14 protein-coding genes are annotated in these 11769 nt (G+C 38.1%); 7 read left to right on the top strand and 7 right to left on the bottom strand.

Annotated elements, in window-relative coordinates; all coding sequences use genetic code 11:
- The first annotated feature begins 28 nt into the window (after positions 1 to 28).
- Positions 29 to 598 carry an NUDIX domain-containing protein gene (locus NMS_RS10325; RefSeq protein ID WP_041496632.1) on the top strand — a complete coding sequence of 190 codons (570 nt, stop codon included), beginning with the start codon at positions 29 to 31 and terminating at the stop codon, positions 596 to 598.
- 34 nt (positions 599 to 632) lie between these two features.
- On the opposite strand, the gene NMS_RS10320 is transcribed toward NMS_RS10325, so the two are convergent.
- Positions 633 to 1991 (bottom strand): NAD-dependent succinate-semialdehyde dehydrogenase, encoded by a 1359-nt coding sequence (locus tag NMS_RS10320; protein ID WP_041496631.1) that lies wholly within the window; start codon positions 1989 to 1991, stop codon positions 633 to 635.
- Positions 1992 to 2146: 155 nt separating this feature from the next.
- Between NMS_RS10320 and NMS_RS10315 the strand changes: the two genes are divergently transcribed.
- Together NMS_RS10315 and NMS_RS10310 are read left to right on the top strand one after the other, a co-directional pair.
- Positions 2147 to 2557 (top strand): hypothetical protein, encoded by a 411-nt coding sequence (locus NMS_RS10315; RefSeq protein ID WP_041496630.1) that lies wholly within the window; start codon positions 2147 to 2149, stop codon positions 2555 to 2557.
- 76 nt (positions 2558 to 2633) lie between these two features.
- Positions 2634 to 3089 (top strand): hypothetical protein, encoded by a 456-nt coding sequence (locus NMS_RS10310; RefSeq protein WP_041496629.1) that lies wholly within the window; start codon positions 2634 to 2636, stop codon positions 3087 to 3089.
- A gap of 72 nt (positions 3090 to 3161) precedes the next feature.
- On the opposite strand, the gene NMS_RS10305 is transcribed toward NMS_RS10310, so the two are convergent.
- Positions 3162 to 5048 (bottom strand): S8 family serine peptidase, encoded by a 1887-nt coding sequence (locus NMS_RS10305; RefSeq protein WP_052476908.1) that lies wholly within the window; start codon positions 5046 to 5048, stop codon positions 3162 to 3164.
- A gap of 169 nt (positions 5049 to 5217) precedes the next feature.
- On the opposite strand from NMS_RS10305, the gene dnaN reads away from it, so the two are divergent.
- Positions 5218 to 6333: a DNA polymerase III subunit beta gene (gene dnaN / locus NMS_RS10300; RefSeq protein ID WP_041496628.1), complete on the top strand. Its 1116-nt coding sequence runs from the start codon at positions 5218 to 5220 to the stop codon at positions 6331 to 6333.
- A 70-nt stretch (positions 6334 to 6403) separates the two neighbouring features.
- Here dnaN and NMS_RS10295 read toward each other — a convergent pair whose 3' ends face one another.
- The 4 genes from NMS_RS10295 to NMS_RS10280 all read right to left on the bottom strand — a co-directional run bounded on the left by NMS_RS10295 (position 6404) and on the right by NMS_RS10280 (position 9252).
- Entirely contained in the window at positions 6404 to 6952 is a 549-nt protein-coding gene (locus NMS_RS10295; protein WP_041497661.1) for a type 1 glutamine amidotransferase domain-containing protein, read from the bottom strand.
- 119 nt (positions 6953 to 7071) lie between these two features.
- The gene (locus NMS_RS10290; RefSeq protein ID WP_041496627.1) at positions 7072 to 7587 is read right to left on the bottom strand and encodes a DinB family protein; all 516 of its coding nucleotides are present in this window, start codon (positions 7585 to 7587) and stop codon (positions 7072 to 7074) included.
- The gene (locus tag NMS_RS10285; protein ID WP_041496626.1) at positions 7587 to 8063 is read right to left on the bottom strand and encodes an Lrp/AsnC family transcriptional regulator; all 477 of its coding nucleotides are present in this window, start codon (positions 8061 to 8063) and stop codon (positions 7587 to 7589) included. Before NMS_RS10285 ends, NMS_RS10290 begins: the two co-directional genes overlap by 1 nt.
- Positions 8064 to 8136: 73 nt before the next feature.
- Entirely contained in the window at positions 8137 to 9252 is a 1116-nt protein-coding gene (locus tag NMS_RS10280; protein WP_041496625.1) for a M14 family zinc carboxypeptidase, read from the bottom strand.
- Between the two features lie 345 nt (positions 9253 to 9597).
- Between NMS_RS10280 and NMS_RS10275 the strand changes: the two genes are divergently transcribed.
- The 3 genes from NMS_RS10275 (at position 9598) to NMS_RS10265 (ending at position 11098) form a co-directional block, all read left to right on the top strand.
- Positions 9598 to 10053 (top strand): helix-turn-helix domain-containing protein, encoded by a 456-nt coding sequence (locus NMS_RS10275; protein WP_041496624.1) that lies wholly within the window; start codon positions 9598 to 9600, stop codon positions 10051 to 10053.
- Positions 10054 to 10143: 90 nt separating this feature from the next.
- Positions 10144 to 10767 (top strand): DUF6989 domain-containing protein, encoded by a 624-nt coding sequence (locus tag NMS_RS10270; protein ID WP_052476906.1) that lies wholly within the window; start codon positions 10144 to 10146, stop codon positions 10765 to 10767.
- A complete protein-coding gene (locus tag NMS_RS10265; protein WP_231862382.1) occupies positions 10739 to 11098 on the top strand; it encodes a DNA topoisomerase IV in 360 nt (119 codons plus the stop codon). Before NMS_RS10270 ends, NMS_RS10265 begins: the two co-directional genes overlap by 29 nt.
- A gap of 241 nt (positions 11099 to 11339) precedes the next feature.
- Here the strand turns inward: NMS_RS10265 and mscL are convergent, their stop codons facing one another.
- Complete coding sequence (gene mscL, locus NMS_RS10260; RefSeq protein ID WP_041496622.1) at positions 11340 to 11768, bottom strand: large-conductance mechanosensitive channel protein MscL; 429 nt, start codon at positions 11766 to 11768, stop codon at positions 11340 to 11342.
- Position 11769 lies beyond the last annotated feature (1 nt).

Genomic DNA, 11769 nt, shown 5'->3' with positions numbered 1-11769 from the left:
ATTATCTTAGACATCAAATAAATTAAAGATGAAGTTTGAAATAGAAAATGAAAAAATTGCCTACTCTGGATTTTTGAAAGTGCTTAGAGCAGATGTAATCCATGAGGCTGTCCATAATGGAGATTCTATCCATGCCACTAGAGAATGTTTGGAACGTGGAGACTCTGTCGCAGTATTGATCTATGAAAAGGATACAGATTCCTTTCTATTCACTCGCCAATTTAGATATCCTAGTGCTAGAAGGAACAACCCGTGGATGCTGGAGTTAGTCGCCGGATCTATAGACGGTGATGAAGAAGGGCAAGTTGCGGCTAGACGAGAAGTAAAGGAAGAGATAGGTTTTGAAATCCAAGACCTAGAAAAAGTAATGACCTACTTTCCTTCACCAGGTGGATGTTCTGAACAGATCACTATTTATTATGCCCAGGTAAACTCTTCACAACAGGTCACGAAAGAAGGTGGGAAAACAGAGGAGAAAGAGGACATTGAATTGGTAAGGATCAAAAAGGACGAGGCAAAAAAAATGCTCCAAAAAGGAGCATTTAATAACAGTATATCTATTATAGGATTACAATGGTTTTTCTTGAAAAAAGGATGAAAAAACATCCCCTAGGAAGACATTCCTGATTTGATTAATATTTATTAACCACTACCGTCTTAATATTTACAAATTCCCTAATCCCAAATCTAGATAATTCGCGACCATAACCTGAAATTCCAGTACCACCAAAAGGTAAGTTAGGATGACTGCTTACCTTCTCATTGATAAACACAGCACCATCATCAAAATGCGGAGCTAATTTTTCCAATCGGTCGATGTTTTGTGAAAAAAGACTAACTCCTAGTCCAAAATCAGATTGATTCACCAGATCCACAGCTTCTTCCTCTGTTTTAAAAGTGGTGACCGACAGCAAGGGTCCAAAGGTCTCTTCCTTAAATACAGGCATATCACTGGTAACACTCGTTAGAATAGTAGGTTCAAAATAGGCTTGATTTCGTTTTCCTCCTATGTGCAATTTGGCTCCCATATTTAGGGATTTAGTCATTGTTTCTTCCAACCCTTCTGCAAGATCTGCTCTAGCCATGACTCCTATATACGTATCTTCACTTAAAGGGTCACCAGATTTCAGTTCTGTTAATTTTTGGGTTAGTTTGTTTAAAAAGACTCCAGCAATTCCTTCTTGCAATAAAAGTCTTTTACCAGCAATACAACTTTGACCTGTGTTTTGAAATCTAGCACTCAAACAAGTATCCACCGCACTATCTATATCCACATCATCAAAAACAACTAGTGCATTACTTCCTCCCAATTCCAGTACTGACTTTTTAATTTCACTACCCGCAACAGATGCAACAGCACTTCCAGCAGGTTTAGACCCTGTCAGAGTAACCGCTTTAATTATTGGGTTTTTAATGATTTTTTCAATCGGGTCGCTACCTATAATTAAACTAGTCAAGCAGCCCGCTGGAAAACCAGCCTCTTGGAAAAGATCTTGTAGCATGACGGCGCATCCCATAACGCTACTGGAGTGTTTTAAAACACCTACATTTCCAGCCATTAATGCTGGAACAATAAATCGCATGACTTGCCAAAACGGGTAATTCCAGGGCATCACGGCAAGCACCACCCCTATTGGTTCATAACTCACATAAGATTTGTGATAATCTGTTTCAAAATTTTCTTGCTCTAAAAATCCTGGAGCTTTCTCAGCATAATAATCACAGAGCCAGGCGCATTTTTCAACTTCTGATATTCCCTGAGAGATAGGCTTGCCCATTTCCAGTGCCATTTGTCGGGCATACACCTTAGAGTTACTTTTAAGCATAACCCCCACTTTTTTAATTAATTTAGACCTGAGGACAAAGTCAGTGGTTCTCCATTCTTTAAATGCAACATCAGCAATCTTTAGTTTGTCTTCAATTTGCTTGACGCTGTCTTCGTTATAAGATTCTAATTCTAGGCCTGTGTATGGATTTATTGTGGTGATCATCTTTTTCTTTTAAAAATACAATTCGAGAGCCAGCGTGCGGCAAGCCTTTGCAATGGTTTAACTAATCCTACCGTGTTGATAAGGTTGTTGAGAACCTACGCTTTCGCGAAAGCGTAAAAACCCACATCATCATTACATTTAAGAAACATCAACTCATGGAAAATAGAGACGAATACCTAGTAGCGCTGAGGCCAGATATACCTAGCGCTAAAATCAACGACACCATGAGCGCTGATGAGCAATTCCAGAACCGCACCTTGCGACCTGTGGCTAAACTTCAACACGATTTGCTAGTGGAAGTTTTCAGAAACTACATCAAAAAACATAAAAATGTTTTTTATGGTCTCAATGTCGTTAAGCGAACAGACTACATTGAAAATGCTGTCAATAGAGATCAGAAATTCCGCAATAGTTTGAAGGGAATCATGATAGGTATGTTTACTTTAAATGAATATCAAACCTATATCGAAAATTCTAGCGCTCTCAATAAGCGCATGATGAATATCGTACGCGAGCGTTTGATAAGCAGTATTCAGTTATTTGAGCGTCCGGCCATTGACCTCTAACCGAATGCTAAATTTTAATTAAGCCATCCTATTTTAGAGCTGCAGCCTTGTATCTTTAGCACTCTAAAACCAAGCTATGAAAGATTTGAAACTAGCTGCCGTGGCCGCTTGTAAAAAGGAAATAAGAGAACGTATTGCTGTGCACAAAGAAAAACTAGATGAGATCAACGAAAGTATCGAGTCTAATGAAACGAAGCATGGTTATGACAATGACGACAGTCAAGGAGAGCTCTTAGGAGATTTTGAACGTCATGCCCAGCTGAGAGAGGAACATGAAGATATGTTATTGACCTTGAGCAATATGGATTTTCATGGCGGCAAACAAACCGTACAAGAAGGTGCCATCGTAAAATTACAAGACAAAACTCTGTTGATTAGTATCGCAATGGGTGAGCTACCCATGAGGGAAGAGATAGATAAAATTTATGCTATTTCTAAAGAAGCCCCAATTTTCAAAGCAATGAAAGATTTAAAAGAAGGAGATACTTTTACTTATAATGATCAAACTCAAAAAATTTTAGAAGTCTATTAAGATTTCATTTTGACAGAATTAAAAAGGCTGCCCATCTGGGCAGCCTTTTTAATTTGAGGTTCTAAAGTAATCTTATCTCACGATCAACTTTCGGGTGGAAGAAACATTACCGTCTCCTATTTTTACAAGGTACATTCCACTAGATAATCCAGCAATGTCGATCGCTTGATTGAAGTTTCCTGAATTATCAAATTGCTTAGTCAATACTTCTTGACCTATAGAATTATAGATGTTTACTAAAATCTTAGCGCCATTCAAAGGCTCACTAAAAGTGATGTTGAATTGGTTTGTTGCAGGATTTGGAAACATGCTTAATGAGGTTATCTGATCTCTTCTAGAGGATGCTGTTTTAGGTGTAGCACCATTGACCAATAGGGAATAGGCTTGCGATCCTAACAAACTTCCTTTATGAGTTACACTTACCGTATAATCGCCTGCGGGTGCGTTTATTTTTATAATTTCAATATTGTCTACATTATTGATACCAGTGGTGGCAGCTGCCTCAGGATTATTCACATCAAGTTTATAAGGAAAGTATTCCGTGCCATCTGCTGCAGTTACTTTAATGTCCAAATCATTAACAAGTATCGGTGTCGGGTCATCTTCCGCGTCACTAGGTGCCTGTCCTGGTTGATCAGTCCAAGACAAAGCAAATGATAACGTATTTGAGCCCTTTGTAGAAAAAGCAGCTTGATAAGACCCGCCAGAAGAAAGGCTTCTTTCTAGAATAGTACTGGACTGATTGTTTGCTAAGATCATTTTTGCCGCCGCCTCAACATCAAGAAGTCCCCAACCAAACCTGTAATCTGGACCTGGGTTATCTCCAGCCTCTTTAGTTGTGAGCAGTGCCAATCCTTTCACTGTAGCTGACCTCATGAATTTACCTTCTTGTTGATTGAAAAGTTGATGAAGCAACATAAGCCCACCAGTTACCATAGGGGATGACATGGACGTTCCACTCATTGTTGCCGTCGATGTGTCAGAATCATTTCCTAAACTAGTAACGCTAACTCCTTTTGCTACTAAATCAGGCTTGATGCGACCATCATCAGTAGGTCCCCAAGAACTAAAACTTGACATTTTTACACTAGAAGGTCCTGAATATGCAAAAATACCTTCTACTGCTCCTACTGTCATCGAGTTTTTAGAAAGCGTTCTATCAGTAAGTATATCATATCCATTATCTAAAAGGTTATAACCGTCATTACGGTCATTACCTGCACTTACCACAGGTAAGTAATATGGATATAAATTAGTTACAAAATCAAAACTTGTAGCGGTTTCCTCATATTTTCCAAACACAGCGACAGGAGTCGACTCATCCACCAAGCGACCATAGCTATGGTTGGATAGTAATAATCCTGCAGCAGCTTCATTGAACATTTCTGATACATCATCATCGAATCGATAAGAAACTATAGTTCCTCTTGGAGCCATACCTTTAAGCTGTGTGTTATTTCCTCTACTTATCATGGTCCCGCCTACATGTGTTCCATGATCACTTACGGCCTTTTCGGTTTCTCCAAAGGTCACCCTATCATTGAACTCAGCATGAGTGGATCTTGCGTAACCGCCATCCCACAACCCAGCATTTATTCCTTGTCCTTCAATATTTAGCCCTAGACTTCCACCACTATGTAAATGGTTCACCCCAATGGTCAATCCCCCATTAAAATTAGTAGTAGAAATAAACACTGGATTCCCATACCTATCGATACGTTCAAGCCATACGAACTCACCATTTGAAACACGTGTTTTTTGTATGGATGGGTTTAGTGCTAAGTATTCTTGTACTTCCGCTCGATTTTTTTCAGCCATATTTTCTAAGTAAGCTTTGGCCGTCGCTATTTTTCCTTCATCATAAGTAGAAATAATTTGCTGACGCTCTGTGTCAGTTTGTGCCTTTCCAATTGTAAGGCAGCCGATTAGAAAAGAAGCTGTGAGTAGTTGTTTAAACATAGTATTTATTTGAAAAATCAGTGAATTTGTTGATAAGTATGTAGCGTGTTCAATATTATTAAAAATATCTTTGCAACTGACTTAATATGTCGCATTTTAGAGGTTCAATTACAAAATTTATACCGAAAAGTGTTTTTAAAGCGCTGTCGGCTAACCATAATATTAAAGAATGAAGTTTATAGTTTCCAGTTCCTATCTACAGAAAAACCTGCAGCTTTTAGGTGGCGTGATCAATAATAACAACACATTGCCTATTCTCGATAATTTCCTTTTTGATCTTACAGGCAATGAACTGAAGGTATCTGCATCTGACATGGAGACCACAATTATTACGAGATTAGAAGTGGAAAGTCAAGATGATGGACATATTGCTATACCTGCACGTCTATTATTAGATACCCTGAAAACCTTTCCTGAACAACCGCTAACTTTTCATGCAGAAGGTACTATGATGACGGTAAGCCATGATAAAGGGAAGTCAGAAATCGCCTGTGCGCCAGCTGAGGAGTTTCCAAAAGCAGTAAGTCTTGAAGATCCTAGCAGCACCTCTATCATGGGAGATACACTGGCTACCGCTATCAATAAAACCATTTTTGCAGCAGGAAATGATGATTTAAGACCCGTGATGAGTGGGGTTTTCTTCCAATTTGCTAGCGATGGACTAACCTTTGTAGCTACTGATGCTCACAAACTAGTACGCTACCGTCGGGAAGATCTTGCCGCAAATGAGACTGCGGAATTCATCATGCCTAAAAAACCATTGAATTTACTTAAATCCATTCTTCAAGGAACTGAAGCTGAAGTTCTTGTTGAGTACAACGATAGCAACGCTCAATTCACTTTTGAAAATACTACAATCATCTGTAGACTTATTGATGGTAAGTATCCTAATTACGAAGCAGTAATCCCTAAGGAAAATCCTAACAAACTGACCATTTCAAGAACTCAGTTTTTGAACAGTGTAAGACGTGTGAGCATCTTTTCTAACAAGACCACGCATCAAATACGTTTGAAAATGGCTGGAGCAGAACTGAACATCTCCGCAGAGGATCTAGACTACAGCAACAAAGCAGATGAGCGATTAACCTGCGATTACCAGGGTGATGATATGCAAATAGGCTTCAACAGTAGATTCTTGATTGAAATGTTGAATAACTTGACTTGTGATGATGTTTCTCTTGAAATGTCGCTTCCTAATCGTGCTGGAATATTAACACCAGTGGACGGCCTTGATGAAGGCGAGAATGTAACAATGCTCGTGATGCCGGTAATGCTGAACCAGTAAAGCAAATAATACCCAATAAAAAATCCCATTCGTTGATTCGAATGGGATTTTTTAATTTATTGAATTTCAATTATGCATGTTGTCTTTCATGCTTTCCTTCTCTTAATTCTTCCACTACCTTTTTATTAAATGCTGGTAAGTCATCAGGATTTCTACTGGTGGTGAATCCTTGATCCACTACTACTTCTTCATCTACCCAGTGCGCACCCGCGTTTTCTAAGTCTTTACGAATGGAGTGATACGAGGTTACTTTTCTTCCTTCCACTACTTCCGCATTGATTAAACTTTGTAAACCATGACAAATGGCACTAACCGGCTTTTTATGCTTGAAAAAATCCTTAATAAAACCTATAGATTTTTCATCGGTTCGTAGTTGGTCTGGATTTATAACTCCTCCTGGTAATAACAAGGCTTCATAATCATCAACTGTCACTTCACTTATATGCTTATCAACTTTATATTTGTTAGACCAGTTGCCGTCTCTCCAAGATTTAATTTCATTTTTCTCAGGACTTACAATATGTACAGTAGCTCCTGCATCCTTTAAGGCTTGCATAGGGCTAGTTAATTCTATTTCTTCAAATCCGTTGGTTGCTAAAATTGCTACTCTCTTATTCATCATCTTCGTTTTTATTAGTTCGTTACAAAGATGCCTGGATATCTCATGAAACGGCCGTTAAGGCTTCACAAAAGATCCCTTATGGAGTGATAAAATCAAGGTGACTTTCTTAAAAGTAGTTAATATAACTCCTTTATAATGCGCATATGATGGTTCCAATGACCGCAAATCACAAATGGTATAGCTCGTACTGCCATAGTATGACCGCTTGCCACTCCTGTATATCCTAAGGCTTCTGGTGTAGCATTTGCAAATAGGTCTATGGTAGATCTTCTAACTACCTCTATGGATTCTAATAAGTTCGCTTTCGCGAAAGCGAAATCCCTCAAGCTATTGCTATACACATCTTGATCAAAGCCAGGAAGCTCTGCAGCATCACCTCTCATAAAGGACAAGGCACGGTAGGAAAAAACACGCTCTGTATCCACATTATGTGCAAGTACCTGACCTATATTCCATTTATCTGTACCATAGCGATGGTCAAAAGGTTTATCAATTTGCTCTACAACCTTTAAAGTCTCCTGTAAAGAATCCTGTAAAAGCATCATCATCTCTGTTTCCTGGGGTATGGAATTGATGTAATCTTCGTAATAGGCGGCATATTCTGCAGGACGCAGATCTCTACGGAAAATCATTATAGGTCTTGAAATACCTTGTGCAACAATCGTTTCTTATCGTTGATGCTTTCTTCTAGACTGATCATCGTTTCTGTACGACTCACGCCGTCTATATCATCTAATTGGAAAATGATCTTTTTAGCATGAGTGGTATCCTTAGCTCTAATTTTACAGAAAATATTGAATTTTCCTGTGGTGATGTGAGCAACGGTGACATAGGGAATTTCAGAAATTCGACTAAGAACAAACTGCGTTTGACTGGTTTTCTCTAGATAAACTCCTATATAAGCAATGAAGTTGTAGCCCAGTTGACGGTAATCTACCGTTAAAGAAGAACCATGAATAATTCCAGACTCTTCCATCTTCTTGACCCGCACATGAACAGTACCAGCAGATATATTCAAACGCTTTGCTATATCTGTAAAAGGTGTACGCGTATTCTCAATTAGTACATCAAGAATCTGCTTGTCGATATCATCTATTTTAGCCCTCATAGTATCTTCTTATTTTTAATACAAAATAACAGATAGAAGCAGTGTATTCCTAATATTATTGAAGATTTATTGATTATTTAATAAACGAACGGATTTTTAGTGAATCTGAGCTTACCTCCATATCCTCAGAAATTACCAAATCATCGTTGTAGGTTTTGTGTGAGGTTAAGTCAATTGTTCTATGTCCATATAAAATGCTAGGCTCGTTGATGGCAAAAATCATAGGGATAAAACAGAGCTGTCCTTCTATCAACTGCTCGTGATACATCACAGCGAGGTCAACAGATTTACAACTAGAGCTTAAGTTTCTAATAAGAATGTCACAGTAACTCTTGTGGATTTCTGGAATATTAAAGTATTTGGTTTCCGTGTCATCGCTCCAAGTCATATTCCTTTTAGCTGTGCTAATCACAATCTTCAAGCTCTCCAGATAAAAACCTTTTACTTGATCTCTCGAGTAATCGTCACCGGAATGCCCAGCCTCAAACAACACCGTAGGAATACCAAGGGACTGACAGTGATCGCCCCAACAATTAGGATTATAACCATCATCATACCTACCAATTCCCGCACCCATGGAGCTTGAGAGCTGCTCAACAACGGCATTTATTAAAGACATAGACTGTAAACGAGAATCGGTCACTTGCTTATTGGAATCACCTGAAGGGGTCAAAAATGATAGCTGAGCAGGAAGAACACTGTTATTCAATCCATAAAAGGTGCGTTGGCCATGTAAATTCAATGCAAGGTCTGGCTCAAAGAAATCTAATGCGTCCTTTAGTATCAAACTTTCTGGCTGACTTAACTCCAAAGCATCTCGGTTCAAATCCACTCCATTTGCATTAACTCTGGTCCAATCTTCTAATCCGTCTGGATTTAAAACAGGAATAATATATAATGACACACCTTTAATTATTTGATCTAAATCTGTTGATTGTAATAGATCTAATAATGCACGAGTAGAAGTAGATTCATTGCCATGCATCTGCGACCATGCCAGAATCTTCAATTTCCCGTGACCGATTTGCAAACCGTAAATGGAACGATTTTGAACAGACGATCCTAAATAGGAGAAGGTGTAAGTATCCTGAGGAAGAGATTGAACTATAGGTAAAAATTGATCTTCAAATTCTTGGTAAGTAAAGTACCGACCCAAAGGCTTAGATTGTTGCTGAGTATTCTCCATCATAAGAGCAAAGTTAGCGCTTACCAGTTGAATTCAAGTAAACACAGCACATGTTACAATTGTAAACATCTTATTGTTTACCAATGTAAACTGTTCAATTTTAAATAATGTTTATTACTGTAAACATTTCTGTATGATTTACACCTGATATCTACCCCCTTACTGCCAAGAAACTAAACCGAATGCCTGTCATACTATCTACATACTTTATATCAGGCTTTTGATTTAATATAGCTAAACCTTTAATTGATGTGATAACAACAATATAAAGTATTGAAACAAGGTGAAAAAGTGAATTGTTTACAGGTTTAAACATAATATACGGCTCCAAATGTTTACATTTGTCACATGGTAAATTCGGCAGACTTTTCGAAGCGATTGGAACAAATTATGGAGCGTCATGACCTGAATGCTTCAAGTTTTGCAGAGCAAATCGGCGTAGGTCGCAGTTCTATTTCACATATATTGTCAGGACGTAATAAGCCAAGTCTCGATTTTATCATGTCCGTATTGAAGCAATTTCCAGACGTCGATTTGTATTGGTTGCTGAATGGTAAAGGCACCTACTCTACATCAGAAGTTTTAGAAAAAAGTCCTCAAATAGTCACACCTACAGATTCAGGATCAGGTAAAAAACGCCTGGAAGAACCTCAGGCAAATACCTCCACCTCTATCGATCCAGTTAAAAATGAATCAACAGAGACTACCAATTTACTCACATCCACTCTTTCAAAAAAAGGGAAGAATATCACAAAAGTAATTTTGATTTATGACGACTGTACTTTTGAAGCTTTTGATTCTTAATGGCCTAATGCATTTGTAAATAGGGATTCTTTACAACAGGTAGTTAGCGACGATTTGCTATGCATTATTTTTGCACTTTATCAATGATGCATGTTCCATTCACTTTCTAAGGTTTTAATAGAATTTTTTAAAGCAATTCTCAAAGTTTCTATTGCTGGTGTAGCGATTGGATTATTAAAAACCTATCCATTTATAGTGGCGGGTCTCATTCTGATCAAATTGTTTCATGTTGCTTACGTAAAAGTGATCAAACCTGAAGGGACGAAAAATTGGATTCTAATAACTGGAATGCTGATGACTGGAGTTTTCGGAATTGTTGCAGAGTATTGGGGAGTGTCAAACGACTATTGGGAATACCATTACATTGATAGCACATTACCCGCCTGGTTGCCGTTTGCATGGATGATGGCCTTTTACATTTTGTACCAATTAGAACATCAGCTGGTTCCTTTTTTAAAAAATCCCAGTTTGGTCCAGCGTATTGTTTTGATGATTGTCTTGACGCTTATCATACCTGCTATAGGTGAAATGGTAGCTATCAATATGGGAGTATGGACCTACACCTGGCCTTATCAATTGTTAGGCGTTCCAGTGTATGCATTTATAGCTCTTGTGCTCATACACATGTTCGTCTACTTATTATTATATCTAATTTTTAAAAATAGTTATGGGAAAATGTTGCCTTTTGCTCCTACTGGTATTGACCGTCAGTAGTTGTGATACTTATACCAACAAACGGAATTGTTCCGACTTTAGAACTGGATCGTTTGTCTGGGAGCAAGAATCTGGAGGAAAGTTACTAAAAACTAGATTTGAACGCACTGAGGATCTTCAAATAGAATATTTTGAGAATCAAATTGATACATCACGCATTGAATGGATCAATCCCTGTGAATGGCGCGTTATACCTATCAATCCAAAAACGAACGCTGATAGTAGAGCCTATCTATTTAAAATCCTAACCACAACAGAGGATTCCTATACATTTGAGTTCAAACAATCTGGGCGCGATCAGATTTATCGTGGGACAGCTAAGAAAATCTAGAACCCCATTTTAACAATTAAAAAAGCGCCAGAGTCTTTCTCTGGCGCTTTTCTTTTGGCTATCAAATAAATCTAAAATGAAAACTATATGTTATGGCTGATCTTGGCTAAAAAATCAGCACTAAAAGTCTTCCACTTTAGGACTTAGAGAAAGCTCAATGGTTTAATGGATTCTGTTATTATTTCGCTTTCGCGAAAGCGAACTTCTTATGACACCTGTGCATATGGGGTTGACCCACTAATTATTTACTCGTTAAAATTTTATTTTGTTCCTGCATCAGCTCTTTAAGATCGTTCAACAGTTCAATATCTTTAGGAGTCACTTCTTTAGGATCTTTAGGGTCCTCAGCGCTTTTACGTAGTTTGTTCATTAATTTGATCACTATAAAAACAACTATCGCTATAATTAGAAAATCAATAGAAACTTCAATCAGTTCTCCATAACCAATCGCAATTTCAGTAGCTACATCGCCATCTACAGCTGGTTTGAGCACCCATTTGCGTTCAGCAAAATTAACACCATCCGTGAGCATGGACATAGGTGGTAGAAGCACTTTCTTGACAATAGTTTGCACTACGTTATTGAACGCGGTACCTATAATAATACCTACAGCCATATCGATCATGTTTCCTTTGACCGCAAACTCCTTAAATTCAGTTAATAACCCCATT

This window comes from Nonlabens marinus S1-08 (assembly GCF_000831385.1).
GTDB lineage: Bacteria > Bacteroidota > Bacteroidia > Flavobacteriales > Flavobacteriaceae > Nonlabens > Nonlabens marinus.
The sequence above is the reverse complement of the archived record's forward strand: the minus strand, read 5'-3'. Positions and strand labels throughout refer to the sequence as shown.